This window comes from Brevibacillus sp. WF146 (assembly GCF_001673705.2).
GTDB lineage: Bacteria > Bacillota > Bacilli > Brevibacillales > Brevibacillaceae > Brevibacillus > Brevibacillus thermoruber.
This window is the reverse complement of the sequence record NZ_CP109943.1, coordinates 881,931-903,574: the sequence shown is the minus strand read 5'-3', so window position 1 is coordinate 903,574 and position 21,644 is coordinate 881,931. Positions and strand designations below refer to the sequence as shown.

21 protein-coding genes and 1 riboswitch are annotated in these 21,644 nt (G+C 61.8%); of the genes, 3 read left to right on the top strand and 18 right to left on the bottom strand.

Annotated elements, in window-relative coordinates; all coding sequences use genetic code 11:
* Window positions 1-69: 69 nt before the first annotated feature.
* The 15 genes from A6764_RS04340 to A6764_RS04270 all read right to left on the bottom strand — a co-directional run bounded on the left by A6764_RS04340 (window position 70) and on the right by A6764_RS04270 (window position 15,850).
* On the bottom strand, window positions 70-909 hold the full coding sequence (locus tag A6764_RS04340; protein WP_065067254.1) for an energy-coupling factor ABC transporter ATP-binding protein: 840 nt from the start codon (window positions 907-909) through the stop codon (window positions 70-72).
* 3 nt (window positions 910-912) lie between these two features.
* On the bottom strand, window positions 913-1,704 hold the full coding sequence (cbiQ, locus tag A6764_RS04335) for a cobalt ECF transporter T component CbiQ (RefSeq protein WP_065067255.1): 792 nt from the start codon (window positions 1,702-1,704) through the stop codon (window positions 913-915).
* Window positions 1,701-1,988 carry an energy-coupling factor ABC transporter substrate-binding protein gene (locus A6764_RS04330; RefSeq protein ID WP_065067256.1) on the bottom strand — a complete coding sequence of 96 codons (288 nt, stop codon included), beginning with the start codon at window positions 1,986-1,988 and terminating at the stop codon, window positions 1,701-1,703. Before A6764_RS04330 ends, cbiQ begins: the two co-directional genes overlap by 4 nt.
* The gene (locus A6764_RS04325) at window positions 1,989-2,750 is read right to left on the bottom strand and encodes an energy-coupling factor ABC transporter permease (RefSeq protein ID WP_044899925.1); all 762 of its coding nucleotides are present in this window, start codon (window positions 2,748-2,750) and stop codon (window positions 1,989-1,991) included.
* A gap of 149 nt (window positions 2,751-2,899) precedes the next feature.
* A riboswitch (cobalamin riboswitch) is annotated at window positions 2,900-3,092 on the bottom strand.
* Window positions 3,093-3,181: 89 nt separating this feature from the next.
* Window positions 3,182-4,270, bottom strand: a complete 1,089-nt coding sequence (locus A6764_RS04320) for a quinone-dependent dihydroorotate dehydrogenase (RefSeq protein ID WP_065067257.1) — start codon at window positions 4,268-4,270, stop codon at window positions 3,182-3,184.
* A gap of 328 nt (window positions 4,271-4,598) precedes the next feature.
* Window positions 4,599-5,723: an alanine dehydrogenase gene (ald, locus tag A6764_RS04315; RefSeq protein WP_029098276.1), complete on the bottom strand. Its 1,125-nt coding sequence runs from the start codon at window positions 5,721-5,723 to the stop codon at window positions 4,599-4,601.
* Between the two features lie 128 nt (window positions 5,724-5,851).
* Complete coding sequence (locus A6764_RS04310) at window positions 5,852-7,087, bottom strand: PucR family transcriptional regulator (protein WP_029098275.1); 1,236 nt, start codon at window positions 7,085-7,087, stop codon at window positions 5,852-5,854.
* 121 nt (window positions 7,088-7,208) lie between these two features.
* Window positions 7,209-8,588 (bottom strand): dihydrolipoyl dehydrogenase, encoded by a 1,380-nt coding sequence (gene lpdA / locus A6764_RS04305; protein ID WP_065067258.1) that lies wholly within the window; start codon window positions 8,586-8,588, stop codon window positions 7,209-7,211.
* Between the two features lie 13 nt (window positions 8,589-8,601).
* Window positions 8,602-9,912 (bottom strand): dihydrolipoamide acetyltransferase family protein, encoded by a 1,311-nt coding sequence (locus tag A6764_RS04300; RefSeq protein ID WP_264622418.1) that lies wholly within the window; start codon window positions 9,910-9,912, stop codon window positions 8,602-8,604.
* A 165-nt stretch (window positions 9,913-10,077) separates the two neighbouring features.
* On the bottom strand, window positions 10,078-11,115 hold the full coding sequence (locus A6764_RS04295; protein ID WP_065067261.1) for an alpha-ketoacid dehydrogenase subunit beta: 1,038 nt from the start codon (window positions 11,113-11,115) through the stop codon (window positions 10,078-10,080).
* 17 nt (window positions 11,116-11,132) lie between these two features.
* Entirely contained in the window at window positions 11,133-12,125 is a 993-nt protein-coding gene (locus tag A6764_RS04290) for a thiamine pyrophosphate-dependent dehydrogenase E1 component subunit alpha (RefSeq protein ID WP_029098271.1), read from the bottom strand.
* Window positions 12,126-12,356: 231 nt separating this feature from the next.
* Entirely contained in the window at window positions 12,357-13,178 is an 822-nt protein-coding gene (locus A6764_RS04285; protein WP_264622417.1) for a lipoate--protein ligase family protein, read from the bottom strand.
* A 17-nt stretch (window positions 13,179-13,195) separates the two neighbouring features.
* Complete coding sequence (locus A6764_RS04280; protein ID WP_264622416.1) at window positions 13,196-15,055, bottom strand: sigma-54-dependent Fis family transcriptional regulator; 1,860 nt, start codon at window positions 15,053-15,055, stop codon at window positions 13,196-13,198.
* 163 nt (window positions 15,056-15,218) lie between these two features.
* Complete coding sequence (locus A6764_RS04275; protein ID WP_029098268.1) at window positions 15,219-15,572, bottom strand: response regulator; 354 nt, start codon at window positions 15,570-15,572, stop codon at window positions 15,219-15,221.
* 113 nt (window positions 15,573-15,685) lie between these two features.
* Window positions 15,686-15,850 (bottom strand): hypothetical protein, encoded by a 165-nt coding sequence (locus A6764_RS04270; protein WP_176703286.1) that lies wholly within the window; start codon window positions 15,848-15,850, stop codon window positions 15,686-15,688.
* A gap of 187 nt (window positions 15,851-16,037) precedes the next feature.
* Here A6764_RS04270 and A6764_RS04265 point away from each other — a divergent pair, with 187 nt between their 5' ends.
* The 3 genes from A6764_RS04265 (at window position 16,038) to A6764_RS04255 (ending at window position 19,495) form a co-directional block, all read left to right on the top strand.
* Window positions 16,038-16,511, top strand: a complete 474-nt coding sequence (locus A6764_RS04265) for a hypothetical protein (RefSeq protein ID WP_035299443.1) — start codon at window positions 16,038-16,040, stop codon at window positions 16,509-16,511.
* A 133-nt stretch (window positions 16,512-16,644) separates the two neighbouring features.
* Window positions 16,645-17,643 (top strand): BMP family ABC transporter substrate-binding protein, encoded by a 999-nt coding sequence (locus tag A6764_RS04260; RefSeq protein ID WP_029098266.1) that lies wholly within the window; start codon window positions 16,645-16,647, stop codon window positions 17,641-17,643.
* 16 nt (window positions 17,644-17,659) lie between these two features.
* Window positions 17,660-19,495, top strand: a complete 1,836-nt coding sequence (locus A6764_RS04255; RefSeq protein ID WP_065067263.1) for a sensor histidine kinase — start codon at window positions 17,660-17,662, stop codon at window positions 19,493-19,495.
* Here the strand turns inward: A6764_RS04255 and A6764_RS04250 are convergent.
* From A6764_RS04250 to A6764_RS04240, 3 genes are all read right to left on the bottom strand, one after another.
* The gene (locus tag A6764_RS04250; protein ID WP_065067266.1) at window positions 19,492-20,283 is read right to left on the bottom strand and encodes an alpha/beta hydrolase family protein; all 792 of its coding nucleotides are present in this window, start codon (window positions 20,281-20,283) and stop codon (window positions 19,492-19,494) included. The two genes, A6764_RS04255 and A6764_RS04250, sit on opposite strands and share 4 nt — an antisense overlap.
* Before the next feature lie 170 nt (window positions 20,284-20,453).
* Window positions 20,454-20,867 carry a S1 RNA-binding domain-containing protein gene (locus A6764_RS04245; RefSeq protein ID WP_029098263.1) on the bottom strand — a complete coding sequence of 138 codons (414 nt, stop codon included), beginning with the start codon at window positions 20,865-20,867 and terminating at the stop codon, window positions 20,454-20,456.
* A gap of 210 nt (window positions 20,868-21,077) precedes the next feature.
* Window positions 21,078-21,581, bottom strand: a complete 504-nt coding sequence (locus A6764_RS04240) for a VanZ family protein (protein WP_065067264.1) — start codon at window positions 21,579-21,581, stop codon at window positions 21,078-21,080.
* Window positions 21,582-21,644: the final 63 nt, after the last annotated feature.

The following is a 21,644-nucleotide window of genomic DNA, read 5'->3' as shown; positions in this document are numbered from 1 at the left end:
GGCACAGTCCCTCGGTCTTTTCGCGTCAAAAAAGCGTCATGCGAACGGCCAACGGTTTCAGCCGCTTCGTTACAGCGAACGCAGCCGCTCCGCCAGTTCGCCCGGCGTCCGGGGCAGGCCGCGGCCGAGCCGTTCTTTCACATGGCCGGGGATGGCTTCCCACAGCTCCAGTACGGCGGGCGGTTTCATCCGCAAGTCGGCCAGGATGTCCCGGCGGGCAAAGACCCGCTCCGGCTCCCCGGCCAGCACAAGCCGCCCCGCGTCCATCACAAACACCCAGTCCGCCCAGGCAAACGCGAAATCCAGGTCATGCGTCGCCATCACAATCGTGGTGCCTGCCGCATGGATGCGCTCCAGCTCGCGGACAAAGGCCTCCGTCTGCCACGGGTCCAGGTAGGACGTCGGCTCATCCAGCAAAAGCAGTTCCGGCTCCATCACCATCACGCCGGCCAGTGCCACCCGCCGCTTCTGGCCGAGACTCAGATGGTGAACCGGGGTGTCGGCCCACTCACTCATCCCGAACGCCTCCAGTGTCCGCCGCACTTTTTCCTTGATCTCGTCTTCCGGCAGATGGAGGTTGCACAGTCCGTACGACAGATCCTCGGCGACGGTGGCGGCGATCAACTGCTGTTCCGGGTCCTGAAACACAAGGCCCACGTTTCGTTTGAGCGCCTGCAGTTCCGCACGGCGAGCGCTGATCGGCACGCCTTTCCACAGGACCTGTCCCTTTTGCGGGCGAAAAATGCCGTTCGCATGCAGAAACAGCGTCGACTTGCCGCAGCCGTTGCGGCCGAGCAGCGCGCATCTCCGGCCGGCGGGCACGGCCAGCGTCACGCCGTTCAGCGCCGGCTGGCGGGCGCCCGGATAGGTGTAATGCACGTCGGCAAACTCAAGCACATGCGTTGTCACGTCTCATCCTCCGATCCACCATTCCCATGCCGCCAGCAGCACGCATCCGGCCAGCGCCTCCCGCTCGTGCCGCTTGGAGCGGACATGTGCCGACAGGCCGACGACGCGAAAGTCCTCCGTGAAGCCTCTCGCCATCATGCCCAGGTACACCTGCCGATACCGGAGCATCGCTCTTCCGAACAACCGGGTGACCAACCTGCCGGTGTCGCGGAGCGCCGCGCGAACTCCCTGATAACCGCCCCTCGCGATTTGCGCGGTCCGCAGCCAGGCTGCCGTTTCCAGAAACACAAACACGAAGCGGTACATGATCATCACGAGATCGGTCAGGACCGCCGGCAGGCCGATGCGGCGCAGCACCTGGAGCAGCTCGGCAAACGGCACGGTAAAGAGCACGAAATAAAAGCACGACAGTGCCGCGAGGGAGCGGCACAAGAGGGTCGCCGCCCGCGCGACGCCGTCCGTTGTCACATAGGCCACCCAGCCTCCCCACTGCCAGGCGGCCAGGACATTCGCGCCGCTGCCCCACCCCGTTACAGGCGCCACTTCCACCAACAGGGCCGGCATTCCCGCCGCCAAAAACGACAGCGCGAGAACGAGGCCGACCAGGTAGACGCGACAGGGGATGCGGGCGTAGCCGACGATCCAGACGCTGATCCAGACAAAGGCGGCGAGCTGCACCGGCGGATGGCTGGCCAGGACGATCAGCATCAGCGCCAGGGCAAACAGCAGCTTGCGCCCGGGTGACAGGCGGCGCAGCCGGTTGGTGTAGGCGAGCGCATCCAACTGCCCGATCATTGTTCCTTGCTGTTGTTCAACCGGCCCCGGTACAGGCCGATTGCGTATCCGATAAATCCGGCGCCCAAGGCGGCCTGCACGGCGAACAGCAGGCTCTCCGTCTCGCCGCCCGGCGGCTCCAGCAGCGGCTGGAACCACGGCTCATAGCCGGGGGCCACTTCTTTGATCGCTTCTTCCGCCGCGCCGTCCGACCCGCCAAACTCCGAATCTTTCACCAATACCAGCGGCAGCGCGGCCAGCACCGCCACCAGCAGCAAAAGCACCCAGTTGGACCAGCGTTTCATTTACATCCCCTCCCGTTTGAGCAGCGGCAGCTGCATCAGCTCTTTTGCGTTGTACGACTGCAGCCAGTTCCAGACGAGCACCGTCAGCAGCCCCTCGCTTACGGCCAGCGGAACCTGGGTCAGCGCGAAAATGCCGGCAAATTTGGCGAACGAGGCGGCGACACCGCCGGAAGCGGCCGGAAACGCCAGCGCCAACTGCAGCGACGTCACCACGTACGTGCTCAGGTCGGCCAGGGCCGCCGACAGGAAGACAGCCAGCCGCTGGCCGCCGTTGGCCCGAAGCACCAGCCGATACACCCCGTAGGCGACAAACGGCCCGACCACCGCCATGGAAAACGCGTTGGCGCCCAGCGTGGTCAAGCCTCCGTGGGCGAGCAGCAGGGCCTGGAACAGCAGCACCAGGGTGCCCAGCACCGACATCACCAGCGGGCCGAACAGGATGGCTCCCAGGCCCGTCCCGGTCGGGTGGGAACTGCTCCCGGTCACGGACGGAATTTTCAGCGCGGACAGGACAAAGGTAAACGCCCCCGCCACGCCTAACAACAGCTTCAATTCGGGGTTATCCTGGACCAGCCGCTTGATGGAGCGCAGGCCCAGCAGGAAAAAGGGCAGAAACACGGCCCACCAGAACAGCGACCAGCCCACCGGCAAAAAGCCTTCCATGATGTGCATGGCGTATCCGGTCTCAGGCTCATTCAGTACAAAGTACAGGACAAATCCGGTCACAAGCAATCCGCTCATCAGCGAACGCGAACGGCTCATTCAGCATCCTCTCCCTATCTGGTTCGACATCGAACGTCCAAGAAAAAAACTCATCCGGCCGGATGAGCTTTGCGCAATGTCAATAGACGACTACTCCCTGAAACGAAACAGTCGTGCTGCCTGGGCTCACCTCTCCTTTCCTCGAAGGCTTTTGGGTGCGGCAGCTAGGTAGGTCTCCTGGCTTCCAGATCATCACGCTCTTTTGCCTTCCCCGTCCGGCGACCGGCGAGTGGCCTGTCAAAAGAGAATTCCCTGGTTACAGTGGCGGGACCGCTCGGGATTTTCACCCGATTCCCTGTTACCCCTTATATGCATAAGGGCACCTAGCTCCGTTGTATTCCGTTTTCCATCATTTTCTTGGACGTTTGCGTCCATTATATACGAACCCCCGCGAAAGCAAAAGGGGAGAATCGCTTTTGCCCCGAGGTGCGCTATCGCGCGTCCACGCCCACCGCGTCGCTGATGCGGGCAAACCCGTCCCGCTTCAATAGCTGCACCAGCCGTTTGTTGATCTGGCGGGCGATGCCCGGCCCGCGGTAGATCATCCCCGTGTACACCTGCACCAGGCTGGCGCCGGCGCGAATCTTGCGGTAGGCGTCGTCGCCGGTGAAGATACCGCCCACTCCGACGATCGGCACCTTGTCCCCCACTTCCTGGTAAATTTCTCTTACCCAGGCGGTGGACCGCTCCTCCAGCGGCTTTCCGCTCAAGCCGCCCGCCTCCTCGGCGTAGGGATGGCTCTCCACCCCATCGCGGGACAGCGTCGTGTTGGTGGCGATGATGCCGGCCGCCCCCTCGGCCACCGCAGTCCTGACCACGTCACTCATCTGCTCGTCCGCCATGTCGGGCGACACCTTCACCAGGATCGGCTTCGCCTTGACGCCGCGCATCTCCAGTTCGGACGCCTTGGCCTTCACTTCGCGGATGATGGCCCGCAGGCTTTCCGACTCCTGCAAATCGCGCAGGTTGGGCGTGTTGGGCGAACTGACGTTGATCACAAAGTAGTGGCCGTACGGATAGAGCAGGTCCAGGCACTTGCTGTAATCGGCCGCCGCTTCCTCATTGGGCGTCAGCTTGTTCTTGCCGATGTTGATGCCGATCGGGATGTCGGCATAGGCGTAGTCCACCAGGTTTTGCGAGGCGGTGTAGGCGCCGTAGTTGTTGAAACCCATGCGGTTGATCACCGCCTGCTGCTCCGGCAGGCGGAACAGCCGCGGCTGCGGATTGCCCGGCTGTCCCTGCGGCGTGATCGTGCCCACTTCCACGAACCCGAAGCCCAGCGAAGCCAGCGCGTGGTAGACTTCGGCGTTTTTGTCAAATCCGGCGGCCAGTCCCACCGGATTGGGAAAGCGGATGCCCCAGAGCTTTGTCTCCAAACGTTCGTCGCGGAACTGGTACACCATCTTCAGGATGCTTTTGCCCGGTGCGGAGTTTTCCACTGACCGGAGCACGTGTATGGTCTTCTCGTGCGCCTCTTCCGCGTCCATCTGAAACAGGAACTTTTTGACCAGTTGATACATCGCTGCACTCCTCACTCGTTCTACTGCCTAGTAGCATACCATATTTGCAAAAGGGTACGCACTACGAGAGAAGTACCCTTTCCCTCCGGTTACGGAAAACCTTCTGCCAATATCTAGGGAAGACACTGGTCCATCCGCAGCAGGCGGCTATTCCGTCACAACTCCTCCTGCCTGCCGGCAGCCGGCGCCTTTAGCAACTATTATCCTCATTCCCTATGCCTGTATTCTCTCAAACCCGATCTCCCGGCAAAAAAACTGCCCGCCCCGATCGGCAGGGCAGGCAGTTGGTCACGGTTGTGCTGTGTCGGCTGGGATCGTCCCGGCCCGGTCAGTTTTTCACCAGCAGCACGTCGTCGATGGAGACGTACGGCAGGTTGTGCGCTTCGGCGACGGCCTTGTAGGTCACTTTGCCGTCGATCACGTTGACCCCTTTGGCCAGCGCGCGGTTCTCCAGGATCGCTTGGCGGTAGCCCTTGTTGGCCAACTGAACGGCGTAGGGCACGGTCACGTTGGTCAGGGCCAGCGTGGAAGTGCGCGCCACCGCGCCCGGCATGTTGGCGACCGCGTAGTGGATCACGCCGTGTTTTTCGTAGGTCGGGTTGTCGTGGGTGGTGATGCGGTCGATCGTTTCGATGGATCCGCCCTGGTCGATGGCCACGTCGACGATCACGGAGCCCGGCGCCATCGTTTTGACCATTTCTTCCGTCACCAGGCGAGGCGCACGGGCGCCCGGGATGAGCACGGCGCCGACGAGCAGGTCCGCCTTTTTCACCGCGTTGGCGATGTTGAACGAGTTGGACATCAGGGTTTGCACGCGGCCTTGGAACAGGTCTTCCAGTTGGCGCAGGCGATCGGCGTTCACGTCGATGATGGTGACGTTGGCGCCCAGGCCGACCGCCATTTTGGCCGCGTTGGTGCCGACGATGCCGCCGCCGATGATGACCACTTCACCCTTCTGCACGCCAGGCACGCCGCCGAGCAGCACGCCCTTGCCGCCGTACGGCTTTTCCAGGAACTGCGCGCCGATCTGCACCGCCATGCGGCCGGCCACTTCGGACATCGGCATCAGGAGAGGCAGTGCGCCGTTGTCCAATTGGATGGTTTCGTACGCGATCGCCACCACTTTTTTCTCCATCAGGGCGCGGGTCAGTTCCGGTTCCGGCGCCAGGTGCAGGTAGGTAAACAGGATCAGGCCTTCGCGGAAGTAGCCGTATTCGGACGGAAGCGGTTCTTTTACTTTCATCACCATATCGGCTGCCCAGGCTTCCGCCGCCGTCGCGACGATCTCCGCCCCAACCGCCGTGTAATCGTCATTGGTAAAGCCGCTGCCCAGGCCTGCACCGTTTTCGATGCGAACCGTGTGGCCGTTTTGCACCAGTGCAGCCACGCCGGCAGGCGTAATGGCTACGCGATTTTCGTTGTTCTTGATCTCTTTGGGAATCCCTACAATCATGGTAGTACGTCCTCCTTCGCAACGCCGATTAACGTGTGTACTACCATTGTACAGCGTTTTCAGGACGCGTTTCCTTGGGGATTCCCTTAATCTTTTCGCCTCTCTGTTTGTGTGTTTTCACAAACGAACTAGCGTTCCCGGTCCAACTTGTCCATTTTCAGTTCCAGATACAACGCGGCGCGCTGGTTCATGTCCTCCAGGTCGACCCGCAGAATCTCCTCGATGCGGCGCAGGCGGTACCCCAGGGTGTTGATGTGGATGTGCAGCCGCTGGGCGGTGACGTTCGCCCGGCCGGCAGCGTCCAGGTACGTCTCCAGCGTCTCCATCAGCGCGGTCTGGTTTTCCCGGTCATACGCCTTGAGCCGGGCCAGCCGGTCGTTTTCGTAGCCCTGCTCCTCGTCCCACTCCTTCAGCTTCAGCAGGTAGCGGTAGATGCCCAGTTCGTGGTACCCGTGGATCCCTTCCGTTTCGCGCGGAAACAGCCGCTTTACCCGGACCGCGTGGAGCGCTTCCCGGTAGCTTTTCACGATGTCGGGGTAGGCCTTGTAGACGCAGCCGTAGCCGGCCGTCACCTGGCCTTCGCGGACGTGGGCCACCAGCTTGCCGAGCGAGTCGGCCAGAAACTGCTCCGTTTTGCGCAGCAGCTCGTCTTTTCCCTCCTTGCCCGAACCGAAGAGGCCGATCAGCAGCACGATCTGTCCGCCATCCACCACCCACAGCAGCTTGTCGCGCATCAGCAGCGGGTAGAGGTACTGCTCCAGCCCCGTTCCGGCCGCCTCGATGACGCAGATGAGGTAGGAGGAAGGCAGCCTCATCTGCAGACTTTCCGCTTTTTGCCGAATCAGCGTGTCGCTGGTGTGATTGCCCAGCAACAGCTCCCAGAGAAACTCCTTGCGCCGCCGCTCCTCCGCCTTCCGCTTTCCCTGCCGCTGCACCAGCCGGGTCACCGCGGCCCGCGCCGCCTGTCGCAAAATTTCGTCGTCTTCCTCGGTCAAGGGACGGTTTACTTCCTGGGCCCAGATGTATCCCAGCACGTCGCTGCCGCGGCGAATCGCGATCGCCACCCGCTTGCCAAGCCCCACCTCGTCTTTTGCCGGAATGTGCACGGGGTCGTCCTTTGTCAACAGCTCCTGAAACACCCCGTCCTTCCACAACCGGGTCAGCACGTGTTCCGGCACCCGCCGGCCCATGATCGTCGACCAGCGGGCCTGGTCGGTGCTTTCCCCGTGGGAGCTGTAGGCGATCAGCCTGTGGTCGGCATCTTCGATCGTGATCGGATTTTGCAGGAGATCCCCGATGATGTCCGCCAGTTCTTCGATATCCGCATGTTGGTACTGCTGAAAGTAATCAGGTTGAACAGACACGGTTCCACCTCTTTGCCGGCCATGTGTACGTGGTTCTATTATACCGGAAAGGCGGAAGGGGGCGGAACAAAAGAAAGCGGGTCACCGCTTTGCCTGCCTGGCAGCGATGACCTGCTTGACGTCATCCGTGAACAGCCTGGCCGATCCCGCCCCGAACCGCCTCCCAGAGCGTTTCGGACAGCGTCGGATGAGGCGCGATCACGTTCTCCGCCGCCTCGGCTGTCATTTCCGTGTGCAGCAGCAGCGCGGCCTGGCCGATCAATTCGGTTGCCCGCGGCCCCACCAGGGAAATCCCCACGATTTCATGATAGCGGGGTTCGATCATGACCTTTGCCTTGCCGGCTGTCTCCTGCAAGATCTGCGCCCTGCCGTTGGCCGCAAAGGGAAACTCGCCGACCAGGATCTCCCCGTAGGCTTCCCGCGCCTGCCGCTCTGTCAGTCCGACAGAGGCCACTTCCGGCGAGGTGTAGATGCAGCGCGGCACCGCGCGGTAATGGACGGTGCGGTCCCCTCCGCAGATGTTGACGGCGCTCACCTCTCCTTCATGAAACGCCACATGGGCGAGCTGGATCCCCCCGATCGCATCGCCCGCCGCGAAAATGTGCGGCAGGTTGGTCTGCATCCGCTCGTTCACCTCGATCCCGCGCGAAGTGACGCGCACCCCGATCCGTTCCAATCCCAGACCGGCCACCCGGGGCCTGCGTCCGATGGCCACGAGAACGGCATCTGCGGCGACCTCGATCAGGCCCGCCGGTGTGCGTACCCGCGCAGTTCTCGTCGTGTGATCCAGCGCTTCCACACGGCTGCCCAGATGGACGGTGACCCCCGATTGCTTCAATCCCCGCTCCAGGACGGCGGCAATGTCGGCATCTTCGCCGGGCAGCAGTTGGTCTGCCATCTCGACGACGATCACTTTGCTCCCCATCCGCCCGTACAGCGAAGCGAATTCACAGCCGATCACGCCGCCGCCCACGATCAGAAGCACGGGCGGGGCCGCGTCAAGCGACATGGCGTGACCGCTGTGCAGGATCCACTCGCCATCGAACGGCGCAAACGGCAGGGCGACGGGCTCCGCGCCGCTGGCGATGAGAAAGCGGTCCGCTTCCAGCCGCTGTTCACCGTCCGTCCGCTCAATGCGCAGCCGGTGCTCGTCGATGAATGCCGCCTTCCCGCGTATGACCTGCACCTGGTTTTTCTTCATCAAGTGATGAACCCCGCTGGTCAGCCTGCGCACAATGCCCTGCTTGTACGCCTGCACGTTTTTCCAGTTGACGCGGGCCGCTTCCGCCGGCACGTCGATGCCGAAGCGGCCGGCGCGCTGAACATGCTGGTACATCTCTGCCGACTCCAGCAGCGCTTTGGTCGGCATGCAGCCTTCGTTCAGACAGGTGCCGCCCAGTTCCTTTTCCTCGATCAGGAACACCCGTTTCCCCAGGCGTGCGGCGGTGATGGCCGCCACGTACCCTGCCGGGCCTCCGCCAATAATCGCAACGTTTTGCATGTGGGTGTCCTCCCTAGAGCAGCAGGCTGTACGGCTCTTCGAGATAGCGCTTCACCGCCGCCAGGAATGCCGCTGCCGGAGCGCCGTCCAGCACCCGATGATCAAAGGTGAGCGAAAGCGGCAGCATGCTTCGCCGCACAAGTTCGTCGCCGACGAAGACAGGCGTATCCCTCACGGCCCCGACACCGAGAATACCCGTCTCCGGAGGGTTGAGGATCGGGGTAAAGGTTTCCACACCGTATCCGCCCAGATTGGTGATGGTGAAGGTGGAGCCTTTCATCTCATCCGGCGCGAGCTGGTTTTGGCGGGCGCGAACCCCCAGCGACTTGATCTCCCTGGACAGTTCGGCAAGCGACAGCTTCCCGGCCCGCCTGATGACCGGCACCACCAGTCCTTTTTCCAGAGCGACGGCGATGCCCAGATGAACCTCCTCGTACCGCTCGATGCGATCGCCGAGAAACGCGCTGTTCATCTCCTTGCGGCGTGACAGGGCCAGCACCGCCGCCCTGGCGATCAAATCGGTGACGGTCAGCTTCACACCGTAGCGGTCCTGCAGTTCGCCCGACACCTGTTCCTTCATCCGCAGCAAGTCCGTCACATCGGCATGCGCCGTCATGGTGAGCTGGGCGCTCTGCATCAGGCTGTTTTGCATCCGCTCGGCAATCACCCTGCGCATTCCCGTCACCGGGATGTGTTCGGCACCCGTTTCACCAATTGGCCCCTCGTCCGCCGCTGCCTGCCCGGCCGGCGCGTTTCCTTCGTTCTCCCTCGTCGCCAGCACCGCCTCGATATCTTCCTTGGTAATGCGTCCCTGCGGACCCGATCCGGCGATGTTCGTGTAGTCCAGCCCGGCCTCTTCCGCCATTTTGCGGGCCACGGGCGAAATCTTGACGCCCTCCCGCGACCGGGCCGGTGCTCCTCCTGCCAACACCGGTGCTCCTTCTGCCAACACCGTTGCTCCTCCTGCAGCCGGTGCTCCTGTCGCGGCTGTCGCAGACGTCGTCGGCTCCGCAGCCGCCAGCGACGCGGCCGATTCCACCTGCGCAGCGGCCGACACCGCCGCGGGCACTGCCGCTGCCGTCTCGTTCGGTTGGCCTACCACGCCCAGCACCGTGCCGTAGGGAACGACGCCTCCCTCGGCAACGTCAATGCGCAGCAGGACGCCATCGGCCGGTGCTTCCACTTCCATTTCGATTTTTTCCGAGCTGATCTCGACGATGCCCTCTCCCTTTTTCACGGCATCGCCCGCCCGTTTTTTCCAGGCGATGACGGTTCCCTCCACCATCGCCATGCCCAGTTTGGGCATGATCACTTCATGAGCCAAGCCGATCTCTCCTCTCCCTGCTTCAAAGTCACCCAGAAACGAGCCGGGAGCCCCCGGCGCGGCTGCCGCGCCGAACCGGACGCTCCCGGGCGTACAGTTCCTTGCCGGTCCCGCTCTCTCCGGTGATCAGGACGGCCAGCGGGCTCCGCCACCATTCCGCAGCGATTACGACACTGCCGCGATGGAAGCGTCTCCGATCAGTTCCGAGACGGCCTCCACCACTTTTTGGGGCGAAGGCAGATACAATTCCTCCAGGACCGGCGAGAACGGCACCGGGGTATGCGGCGCGGTGATCCGCTTGATCGGCGCATCCAGTGTATCGAACCCCTTGTCCGCCACCAAGGCCGCGATATCGGTTGCAATGCTGCATCGCGGATTGGCTTCGTCGATCACGATCAGGCGATTGGTCTTGGCGACCGACGCGAGGATGGTGTCTTCGTCCAGCGGCGAGAGCGTGCGCGGGTCCACCACCTCTGCCTCGACGCCTTTTTTGGCCAGTCGCTCGGCCGCCTGCAGCGCCGTCTGGACCTGCTTGCCGATGGCCACGATCGTCACGTCGCTGCCGGCCCGTTTGATGTCCGCCTTGCCGAGCGGGAGGGTGTAATACTCTTCCGGCACGTCACCGGTGGTGTTGTACAGCGTCTTGTCTTCAAAGAAAATCACCGGGTCGTTGTCCGCGATGGAAGCGAGCAGCAGCCCTTTGGCGTCGTACGGGGTGGACGGGACGACCACCTTGATGCCCGGAATGTGGGTAAACATCGAGTACAGGCTTTGGGAGTGCTGGGCGGCGGCGCCAAAGCCCGCGCCGTGCATGGTCCGAATCGTGACGGGCACCTGCGCCTTGCCGCCGAACATGTAGCGGAACTTGGCCCCCTGGTTCATCACCATGTCGAGACAACTGCCGATAAAGTCGTTGAACATCAGTTCCGCGATCGGACGCAGGCCGGTCGCCGCGGCTCCCATGGCCGCTCCGATAAAGCCCGCTTCCGTAATCGGCGTGTCCAGCACCCGCTCACGGCCAAACTCCTGCACCAGTCCCTTGGTCACGCCGAGCACGCCTCCCCAGGCTTCGTCATCCTGCAGATGGTCCACCTGCGCGCCTCCGGCCACGTCTTCACCGAGCAGGATGACGTTTTCGTCGGCCCGCATGGCCAGCTTCATCGCTTCGTTGATGGCGGCAGAAAAGCTGATTTTTCTCGTCATGATTACATCCTCCTTCCTTAGTAGGACACATACACGTCGGTCAGGAGTTCGCTCGCATCCGGATACGGGCTTTCCTCCGCGAACCGGATCGCCTCCTGCACGGCCGCTTCCACGTCGCGCTCGATGCCGCTGATCTCGTCGGCGGTCAGCGTCTGCGTGGCGAGAAGGTGCCTGCGGAACAGGGCGATGGCATCCCGTTCGTTGAGATGTTCGGCCTTCTCTTCCTCCGTTTTGTACTTTTGGGCGTCTCCTTCGAAATGGCCGTAATTGCGGTAGGTGATGCACTCGATCAGCGTGGGACCTTCGCCTCTGCGGGCGCGGGCAATCGCTTCTCCCGCCGCCCGGTAAACGGCCAGCACGTCCTTGCCGTCGACGACCACGCCGGGCATGTTGTAACCGCTTGCACGATCGGCGATACGGGTACAGCTCGAGGCGTACGTGAACGGGGTTGCCTCCGCATACCCGTTGTTTTCCGCCACGAAGACGACCGGCAGCTTCCAGATGGCGGCCAGGTTCAGGCCTTCATGGAAGGTTCCCTGATTGTTGGCTCCGTCGCCGAAGAAACACACGCTGACCGCGCCGCTCTTTTTCACCTTGGCCGTCAGCGCCGCGCCGCAGGCGAGCGGGAATCCTCCTCCCACGATTCCGTTCGCGCCGAGCATGCCTTTGTCCAGATCGGCGATGTGCATCGACCCGCCTTTCCCTTTGCACAGACCGGTGGCTTTGCCGTACAGCTCCGCCATCATGCCGTTCAGGTCGCATTCCTTGGCGATGCAGTGACCGTGGCCGCGGTGCGTGCTGGTGATGCTGTCCTGCTGGTTCAAGTGGGCGCCAACCCCTACCGCGATCGCTTCCTCTCCCGCGTACAGATGAACGAAGCCCGGCAGTTTGCCCTGCCCGAACAGCAGGTGAACCGCATCTTCGAACTGCCGGATCTCCACCATCTTCCGGTACATCCATCTCGCCTGTTCGCTGGACAATACCTGTTCTTCCGCTTGTGTCGCTTTCATCGCTTACGCCTCCCATCGTGATTTCCTGGCAGCGAAACCGCTCGTGCCTCCTGACTGATTGCAACCCCCGTGCCAGCCGGAAGGTCGCGCAAAAAGCGAGCGGCGGCGCGGATTTTCCTCTGCGCCGCCGCTCCCCGCTTCCGCACCGAGCGGCACCGGATGGGACACGTTCCCAAATCGTCCCGTTTTGTCTCAGGCGCGGTGTGCGTGCGGACACAAAAAAACGCCGGTTCATGTCAAACCGACGCTGCCGTTTCGCGCCCTCAGCGCGGCAAGCGACCGCTTCACGTCTGCTTCCAGCGAGGCGGGGCAGGCGTTCATCTCCTCCACCGTCCCCAGCCCGGCCAGCACGTCCCGCACCCGACCGGCAAATGCGCCTGCTCCCCCGCTCATGCCCAGTTCGCTCAGGCTGGCCATCCGCTCCGGCACCACGCGGGGAAAGGCGCCTGCCGTCGCGCCTTCCCCGGCCATCCGGTAAAAGTCTCGCGCCGCCTCGCCGTATGTGCGGCCGCTCCCTTCCGTCAGGACAAACGCCTGCACGACGACCGCGCGCGTGAGACGCCGCTGGGCAATCCCGCAGAATTTGAAGCCGTCGATGCTGAGATCGTAGGAACCGGGACAGTAGGCTCCCTCCACTTCTCCTGTTTGCACCCGCTGTCCCGTCGTGCCAAGGGCCTCTCGAATCAAGGCCGCCATGCGCTCGAAATGCGGTTCGGGGGTTAAATCATGGGCGGGAGCGGGCATGACCAACGACAGGTTCACGACCCCGCCGTCGAGCGGAACCGCCGCTCCGCCCGAGTGCCTGACGGCCGTCTGGCACCCCCGCTCCCGCAGCAGCCGGACTGCCAGAGCCGCATTCGGCAGCTTCGCGTCCCGCGCTCCCAGCACCATCGCCCGCCGATGCCTCCAGAGATGGACGAGTGGCGGCACCGGTTCTGTTTCCCGCGCCGCCAGCCGGGCGTAGGCTTCGTCTATGCTGAACGGAACCAGAACGTCCCCGGATTGGATGGATGCGGCCGTATTGAGCATGCGGATGACCGGCATTGGATTCATTGGGTTCCTCCTTGCAGCTACAACTGATACTTTTTCAGCTTCCGGTAAAACGTGCTGCGGGGGATGCCCAGCATCTCCGCCGCCGCTGAAGCGCTCCCGTTGCTCTTTTCCAGCGCCCGGACGATCGCGTTCTTCTCCAACTGCTCCCGAAACGTGAGCGGGGGGCGCGGGGAAGGGGGCGTCGCTGCGGATTGCGGGGGCAGACCCGGTGAACATTCCGGCTGAACCGCCTCCGACAGAAAGCGCTTCCATTCTTCGCGTGGCGAAACCCTCATCCGTTCCAGCACGTTGAACAGTTCCCGGATATTCCCCGGCCAGTCATAGGCAAGCAGCTCCTCCATCACGTCTACCGGCAGTTCAAGCGCAAAGCCGTTCTGGCCGCAATAGTGACGGATGAGAAACGGGATATCCTCTTTTCGTGCCCGCAGCGGCGGAACCGTGACCGGCAGCACGTGCAGCCGGTAATACAAATCCTCCCGAAACGTTCCTTCCTTCACCAGTTGACGCAGATTGCGGTGGGTGGCGGCGATGACGCGGACGTTCACCGGGATCTCCTCCGCGCTCCCGATCGGGGTGACCTTCCGTTCCTGCAGCACCCGCAACAGCGCCACCTGCATCGCGTGCGGAATCTCGCCGATCTCATCCAAAAACAGCGTGCCGCCGTCCGCCTGAGCCAGCTTCCCTCTGTAGCCGCGGCGCCGGGCTCCGGTAAAAGCGCCCTCTTCGTACCCGAACAATTCGCTTTCCATCAGCTCGCGCGGCACCGCTCCGCAGTTCACCGCCACAAACGGTCCCTCCGCCCGCGGACTGCTGTCGTGAATCGCCCGGGCGATCAATTCCTTCCCCGTACCGCTCTCTCCATAGATCACGACATTGCCGTCCGATGGGGCAATCCGTTCGACTTCGCGCAGGGTGAACTGAAAGGCGCGGCTCGTGCCTGCCTCTCCGCGAAACCGGACCCGGGAGACGGCACGGCCGGTCGCATGCGGACGGACCCGGGTCTCGCTGCGGATCAGTTCGATCCGGTATCCGATCAGCCCTCCGTGCCGCAGCGAGAACACGGGGATCTGAAAGCCTTCCCGAAAGCCGGCTTCCCGCACATGTTCGCGGGGCGCTTCCGCCCAGCCGCGCATCGCCTGCCGGACGCCGCGGCTGGCGTACACCACCCGCTGATCCTGATTGCAGACGACCCAGAGGCGCTCCCCTTCGTCCGGCTCCTCCACCGCCAACCGCATCAGTTCCAGTTCATCCCGCTGCCTCTCTTTCATCCACTCCTGCTCGATCAAGCAGGCCAGCGAGGAGACCGTGGCCATCATCTGGGGATGGCTGCGGGCCAACGGAGCGGAGACATCCACCACCCCGATCAAGGTTCCGTTTCCGTCCCGGATCGGTGCCGCCGAACAGCTCCAGGAGTGAGACGCGACCGAATAGTGCTCCGTACCGTTGATCATGATCGGCTCGCCCGCCATGAGCGCCGTGCCGATCGCATTGGTGCCCACCTCGTCCTCCGTCCAGCGAACGCCTTCCCGAAAATTGATCGCGTGCGCCTCCCGAAGCGTTCGCTGTTCTCCCTGCATACTGAGCACGTAGCCTTCCGGATCGATCACCAGGGCAATCATGCCCACATCGCGAATAAACGGAGACAGCCGGCTGATCTGCGGCAAGGTCAGCTCCAGGAGGCGGCGGCCTTTTTCCTTTTGCAGCTCCCAGGCTTCTCCCTCCAGGATCATCCTCCCTTTTCCCTCGTACGGATTGACTTTCCCGTTCTTGCAGCGATGCCACGATTCCGAGATTCGTTTGTTGAGTCGCGCCGAGTCCAATACACCTTCTTGAACAAAACGTTTCCACATGCGCAGTGAAACGCTTTCCTCAATCATGCATCCTCCACCCTCCGCTCCCCGAATCAATCCCGCTGTCCTTAACATTATATTGAATTTTCAGTTTTTTCAAGAAGATATAAAACCAGACATGGGGTGAGAACCGATCACGGACGCCTCAAAAACGGCCGTCCTTCCCTGCGGAAAAGGCGGCCGTGTCCCCTTACAGCAATCGCGAAATCGCATCCAGCACCTGTTCTTTTTGAAACGGCTTGACGAGAAAGTCCCGCGCGCCCGACTTCATCGCTTCCAGCACTTTTTGACGGTGGCCGATCGCGGAGCAGATCAGCACCCGTGCCTCCCTGTCGTACGCCAGAATCTCGCGCATCGCGTCTATGCCCTGCATCTCGGGCATGCTGATGTCCATGGTGACGATGTCCGGTTTCAGCTCCTTGTACTTGGCGATCGCTTCCATCCCGTTGGCGGCTTCCCCGCACACCTCATGCTCGCCGGCCACCATGTCGGCCAGCATCCGTCTCATAAACGCCGCATCGTCCACAATCAACAAACGGGCCACGCACCTTTTCCCCCTTGAACGGTCTCGCACTTTCTCTTTTAACTTTTACAGAAAACGCAGGACTTGTCCACGAAAGAAATTGGCTGTTTTTGTCGAACGGCCCGTCATGTCCCCTATCGGCCGGCGGTAAAGCCGGTCGGCCGCTCCGCATCTCCCACAGAGGCGAGCGGGCTGCCCGGTTTCGGATGAGGCGTGGTCTCGCCGATCTCCGGCAGCTCCACCTGCGTGAACTCGTCCGGGATGTCCACCTGGGGAATTTCCACAATGTCCTTTTCCATGAGGATCCTCCTTTACCCAACGTATTGCCGGTGTCATCGGCGTTCCCCGTTATCGTTCCCCGAGCGGACGCGGCCCATTCCCCGCCGCATGTTCCGCGGACGGTTGGACATACTTTGAAAGGCAGGCAGCCTCTTCTTGCCTCGATGCGACGAATCTTACACGAATCTTATCGGAGGAGATGCAACGATGCAGCACAATCAATACTCGCCCTACGCCCGCCCCGAGCAGGCGCCGTTTTTTCCCCTGCCGCAGCCTTCCCCCGAAGGGACACGGCAGGCGTACATCAGCCATCCCGCCTACTCTGAACAGATGACGGCCTACCACAATCAGGTTTCTCCCGCCGCTCTTGCCTTCCACGGGCAAATTCCCCCGCAGGCGATCCAGTCGCTCGGCTCATACCCGAGTCCCGCTCCCGCCCAAGGGGGGCAGGCGTACGTCAACGTCAACCCGCTTCCCTACAACGAAAAGACGACGGCCTTCAACAACCAGGTATCCCCTGCCGCTCTCGTCTTCCAGGGGCACATCTCCCCCGAAGCGCTGCAGTCGCTGAACCAGTACCACAACCCTTACGCCGCTCCGTACTCGCCCGTTCCGCTGGCTCCTCACGCCGCACATGCGACGGAAAACCAGAACGCGCTGCACCGGGGCCATCGCTTCTAGCCCATAGGCCGAACGTATCGCCAAGCCCGCGCCATTTTGCGCCGGGCTTTCTTCTTTTTTCCAAAGGAAGGATTTTTGGCCTGTACTGTAGAAGTGTGTTCAATTACGTTTGTTTTTTCGGGAGGAACGAGTCATGCCCAAACTGCAGCCGTTTTCCGCCCTGTTCGTGGGCCTGGTCATCGCCCTGCTCCTCTTGATCACCAGCCAGTTTATGACCAGCATGACACACCTGCAGCAGTTCAACGAAACCGGCAGTTCCAAGAACAAGCTGCGGGTGGCGCTCCTTTTGGAAGGGCCCACGTACGATCAGGGCTGGAACAGCAGCGCGCTGGAGAGCCTGACGGAATTGAAGAAAACGTACGGGTTTTCCCTGGAAGTCGCCAGCAATCTGAAGCCGGACCAGCTTACAGCCGTGACGCAGCAGTACGCCTCCAACGGCTTCGATCTGATCTTCGGTCACGGCGTCATTTTTTCCGAGCCGTTTACCAAGGTCGCTCCCTTCTACCCGGAGACGCGTTTTGTCTCCTTCAACGGGGAAGCGGTCCATCCCAACCAGACGACGATTCGCTACGATATGAAACCGGCCGGCTTTCTCGTCGGGAAACTGGCCGCCACCATGACCAAGACCCGCAAGGTCGGCTATATCATGACGGACAAACCGACCGAGTACGATCAATGGGAAGGCTTCCAGGAGGGGGTCAAGAAAACAAGCCCGCGCACGCAGGTGATCGTCGAGAAAGTGCCTGATTTCAACGACGTGGCGGGTGCCACCCGGGCCGCCCGGAGCATGATTGCCAAAGGCGTGGACGTGATCTACACGACCGGCGACAGCTACAATCTGGCGGTCATCACGGAAGCGCAGCGGGCCGACATCTACGCCATCGGCTACATTGCCGACCAGCGCTACATCGCCCCCAACCACGTGCTCGCCTCGCTGATTCAGGACGTCCGGCAGTGCTACCGAACCATCATGGCCCAGTACACCGCCGGCAAACTTCCCGCCGGAAAGGTCACCTACGGTCTCGCCGAGGGCGTAAACCGTTTCAGCCCGTTTGGCCCGATGGTGCCGCCGGAGATACGCGACGAGATGCAGCAGGAATTTGAACGCCTTACTCATCATCGCCAGCAATAGGTGGAGGATAGTCTACATGTCTCCGTTTCGAAACTTGGGGTTTCAGAAAAAAATGATGCTCAGTTACCTTGTCATGATGCTTCTGATCGGCTGTGTCACCACGCTGTTCAGCTACCAGATGACCAAAGTCACCACGGACGAGACACACCTGACGCAGAACGTGCTGCCGCAGGCGAGCGGCCTGCTTGACGTCAAAAACCAGTTGTACATGAAAACGTACGCGCTGAAAATGTACACCATCACCCGGGAGCCGTCCTATCTGGACGAGTACTACACCAATCTGATCGACACGTCCCGCTTCGAATCCATTCCCAAGACGGACGCCAACAGCGACCTGTTTGCCATCATCGAATCGATCAGCGAACTGGATTTTCTGTTCTTGAACAAAATCAACCCGCTGCTGAAAGCCAACAACGTGGAGGCGGTCAGCTACGTCCTCTCCCAGGAAGTGCAGCCGCGCATCGACAAGCTGGAAAAGCAGCTCACCTTTTCGCTCAACCGGCTGGAGTTCCAGACGAACAAGGAGTTTCAGCGGACCAACGAGAGCCTGAAAGTCTCCCTGATCCTCACCTATTCCGTCTCCGTGGCCGCCATCCTGTTCGGACTGTTCTGCACGTTCTACTTCCGCAAAGAGCTGCTCCGGCCGATCCAATCGCTGATCCGGCAGGTGCGCGAGGTGTCCAAAGGCACGTTCGGGCAGCAGATCATCTACAGCACCCGGGATGAGTTTTACGAGCTGGCGCAGGAGTTCAACCGGATGTCGAGCAACATCGCCCGCCTGTTTCAGCAGGATGAAGCCCGCCGCCTGGTCCTGGAAGAGGAGAAAAACGTGCGCGAGCAGATCCTGAACTCGCTGCCGGTCGGGGTGATCACCCGCCACTATCACTCCGCCTGGGTGCACATCAATCAAAAGGCGAACGAGCTGGTTCAACTGGACAAGAACTACTTCCCGCAGACCGACGATCCCACCGTCTGGGAACAATCGCCGGACACGGACGAGGCGCCGTGGTTCGAAAACCGGAAGATCACCCTGTACAAGCAGGACGGCAGTTCGTTCACCGCGCTGGTCTCCTACGTGCCGCTTCGGAACCAGTACAACCGGGAAGCGGGGTGGATGGTCACCTTTACCGACATCACGGAACAGGAAAAGGTGCAGGCGTACCTGCACCAGTCGGAAAAGCTGGCCATGGTCGGCCAGTTGGCGGCCGGCGCCGCCCACGAAATCCGCAACCCGTTGACCGTCATCTACGGCTTTATTCAACTGCTCCAGCAGCGCCTCCCCGACGAGGAGCGCGACCGCCACTACCTGCCGCTCATCCTGCAGGAGATCGAGCGGGTCAACCGGATCGTGACGGAACTGCTGATGCTCTCCAAGCCGTCACAGCCCAACTACCGGGAAGTGGCGCTGGCCCAGGTGCTGGACTCGATTCTCCCGCTGATGAAGGCGGAAGCGACGCTGCACGGCATCGAAATTGTCGACCTCTGCGACAAGGAGACCCGCATGCCGGTGGACGTGGAGCAGTTGAAACAGATCTTGCTCAACCTGATGAAAAACAGCATCGAAGCGATGCGGCAGGGCGGCGTCCTCACCGTGGAAAGCCGGGTGGACGAGACCCATGTGAACATCCACATCCGCGACACCGGCGAAGGCATCCCGCCGGAGCATCTGGGCCGGATTTTCGATCCGTTCTTCTCGCTCAAGGAGGACGGCACCGGCCTGGGGCTGCCGATCACCCGGCGCATGGTGGAAAACCACGGCGGCGACATGCGCATTTTCAGCAAAGTGGGAGAAGGGACGGAAATCGTCATCTCCCTCCCGATCCAGCCGCGCGCCCTCGAGGGCAGCGCTTAATCCCGGGTAACGCTGTCCAGCCAGGCAAACATCCGCCGGGTGTACGTCTCCATCCGCTCTCCCTGGAACAGGTGGCTGGCTCCGTCCACCAGCCACAGCTCGCAGGGTTTGCCGTACCGCCGCAGCGCGTCCGCCAGGCGAAGGGCGTGCTCCACTCCCACATTTTGGTCCTCTGTCCCGTGAATGATCAGCACGGGGCAGACAATCTCCGCCGCCCGATAGACGGGCGACCGCCAGCGATACGCCTCCGGCTGCTTGCGCGGGTGGCCGACGACGCGGCGAAGCATGCGCCGCAGGTCAACCCGTTCCTCGTAGGTGAGAAACAGGTCGCTGACCCCTCCCCACACCACCGCCGCGCGGAGCCCGGGACACTCGATCGCCGCCAGCAGCGCCATGATCCCGCCGCGGGAAAACCCGTAGACGCTGATCCGCGTCCGATCCACACCCGGCATCGCCCGCAGCAGCTCGTAGGCGGCAAACACATCGTGCCGGTCCTCCCCGCCGAACTCGTCCCGTCCCTCGCCTCCTTCACTTCCGCGGTAGTGCGGAGCCAGCACCACGTAGCCGAATGACGCCATCTGGCTGATCCGCTCCGGCCTCACCCTCCCGACGCCCTTGATGCCGCCGCGGCAGTACAGCAGCGCCGGAAGTTCCGCCGCTTCTGCATCGGGAACAGCCAGAAGCGCTTTGACGCGCAATCCCTGGCTGAGATAGGTGACGGTGTACAGCCGGACGCCCGGCTGGACGGACGGTTCGGGCTGCACCTCCAAAAACGGCGCGCACGCCATTTTGTCTCCTGTTTCCACACTGACTCCTCCTCGTCCTGATGACGTTCGTTTTGCATAAGATGCCCCGCTTTGCCTCCCTCGCCTGCCGGGCATGGCGAAAATGCAAAAAGGGAAGAAGGAACGGTGTCCGGTCCTTCTTCCCGATATGTCAAACCCGTATCAACAAGGCTTTAATAGCCGCGTTTGGCGTTCTTTTTGTTGATGGTAGCAAGGTTCTCTTCGCTGTGCTTCAGCCAACGCTTCAGTTTGTCCTCGAAGGAAGCAGAACTGTCCCGTCTTGCGTTTCCTCCGCGGTCTCCTCCGCGATGGCCACCGCCGCGGCGCTCGTCGCGTTCGCTGCGCTCCGGCGCAGGCAGTGCAGCGCGAACCGAAAGCGAGATTTTGCCTGCATCATCAATGGAGAGTACTTTTACCTTCACCTGATCTCCCACGGAAAAGTGATCGTTAATGTCCTTTACAAAACCGTTTGCTACTTGGGAAATGTGGACCAGCCCCTGCTCGGTTTCGCTGACTGCTACGAACATCCCAAACGGTTTAATCGCTGTCACTTTTCCCTCGATGATGCTTCCCACTTGTACTGCCATTCAGTTTGCACTCCTTTTATCATTTCCCAAAAGTGTAAGAGAACCTCTACCAGAAGCCTCATTTCATAAGTATAGCAGAGAAAATCAAATACTGAAAAGCCTATTCTTTGCCGCAGCACACAGGCCGGCAGAGGTGAAAAGCGGTAGAGTGAAGGGCGCTTGGGCCCGTGTCCGGCTCGCTGTTCCTCCGTAATAGGATGGATGAGCCGCTCATCTTTTATCACGCCGTTTTTGTCCGGGCCGCACCCTCGCGAGAACGATCAGCAGCAGCATCATGCACGCGCCGCTGGCATCCAGCACCACGTCGGCCACCTGCCCCGTCCTGTCCGGCGTAAAGGTTTGATGCCACTCGTCCAGCACTGCAACCGCCAGCGTCAAGAACGCGCTCCACGGCAGGGCGACCGCAAACGGTACAAAGCGGCGCAGCACGCGGTACCCGATCAGGGCGAGCAGGGCAAAGGTGGCAAAATGCGTTCCTTTGCGGAGGAAAAATTCGATAAACCCGTCGGTGCCGCTCTCCTCCACGCTGATCTCCTGTTTCCCGTAGCGGAACGACACGTCCTTCAGACGTTCGCCCACCGCTTGTTCGTCGATGAAGCGGGAGATGGTTCCGCGCATGTCCTGTTGGTAGTAAGGCTGGGACGACGAAACGTACAAGCCGGCCAATATGGCGACCAGCAGCAGCACGTCCAGCAGCCGCACGAATGTCTTCACGCTCTTCTTCCTTTCGCGGTCAATGTTCCGCTTCCATTGTACCAGAAACCCGCGCGGCGCACG

Coding starts and splice junctions, on each gene's coding strand:
- cbiQ (WP_065067255.1), bottom strand. CDS start 1,704: ATGATCGGGCAGTTGGATGCGCTCGCCTACACCAACCGGCTGCGCCGC.
- A6764_RS04260 (WP_029098266.1), top strand. CDS start 16,645: ATGCCCAAACTGCAGCCGTTTTCCGCCCTGTTCGTGGGCCTGGTCATC.
- A6764_RS04295 (WP_065067261.1), bottom strand. CDS start 11,115: ATGACGAGAAAAATCAGCTTTTCTGCCGCCATCAACGAAGCGATGAAG.
- A6764_RS04265 (WP_035299443.1), top strand. CDS start 16,038: ATGCAGCACAATCAATACTCGCCCTACGCCCGCCCCGAGCAGGCGCCG.
- A6764_RS04325 (WP_044899925.1), bottom strand. CDS start 2,750: ATGAGCCGTTCGCGTTCGCTGATGAGCGGATTGCTTGTGACCGGATTT.
- A6764_RS04255 (WP_065067263.1), top strand. CDS start 17,660: ATGTCTCCGTTTCGAAACTTGGGGTTTCAGAAAAAAATGATGCTCAGT.
- A6764_RS04330 (WP_065067256.1), bottom strand. CDS start 1,988: ATGAAACGCTGGTCCAACTGGGTGCTTTTGCTGCTGGTGGCGGTGCTG.
- lpdA (WP_065067258.1), bottom strand. CDS start 8,588: ATGCAAAACGTTGCGATTATTGGCGGAGGCCCGGCAGGGTACGTGGCG.
- A6764_RS04285 (WP_264622417.1), bottom strand. CDS start 13,178: ATGAATCCAATGCCGGTCATCCGCATGCTCAATACGGCCGCATCCATC.
- A6764_RS04250 (WP_065067266.1), bottom strand. CDS start 20,283: ATGGCGTGCGCGCCGTTTTTGGAGGTGCAGCCCGAACCGTCCGTCCAG.
- ald (WP_029098276.1), bottom strand. CDS start 5,723: ATGATTGTAGGGATTCCCAAAGAGATCAAGAACAACGAAAATCGCGTA.
- A6764_RS04245 (WP_029098263.1), bottom strand. CDS start 20,867: ATGGCAGTACAAGTGGGAAGCATCATCGAGGGAAAAGTGACAGCGATT.
- A6764_RS04280 (WP_264622416.1), bottom strand. CDS start 15,055: ATGATTGAGGAAAGCGTTTCACTGCGCATGTGGAAACGTTTTGTTCAA.
- A6764_RS04290 (WP_029098271.1), bottom strand. CDS start 12,125: ATGAAAGCGACACAAGCGGAAGAACAGGTATTGTCCAGCGAACAGGCG.
- A6764_RS04270 (WP_176703286.1), bottom strand. CDS start 15,850: ATGGAAAAGGACATTGTGGAAATTCCCCAGGTGGACATCCCGGACGAG.
- A6764_RS04320 (WP_065067257.1), bottom strand. CDS start 4,270: ATGTATCAACTGGTCAAAAAGTTCCTGTTTCAGATGGACGCGGAAGAG.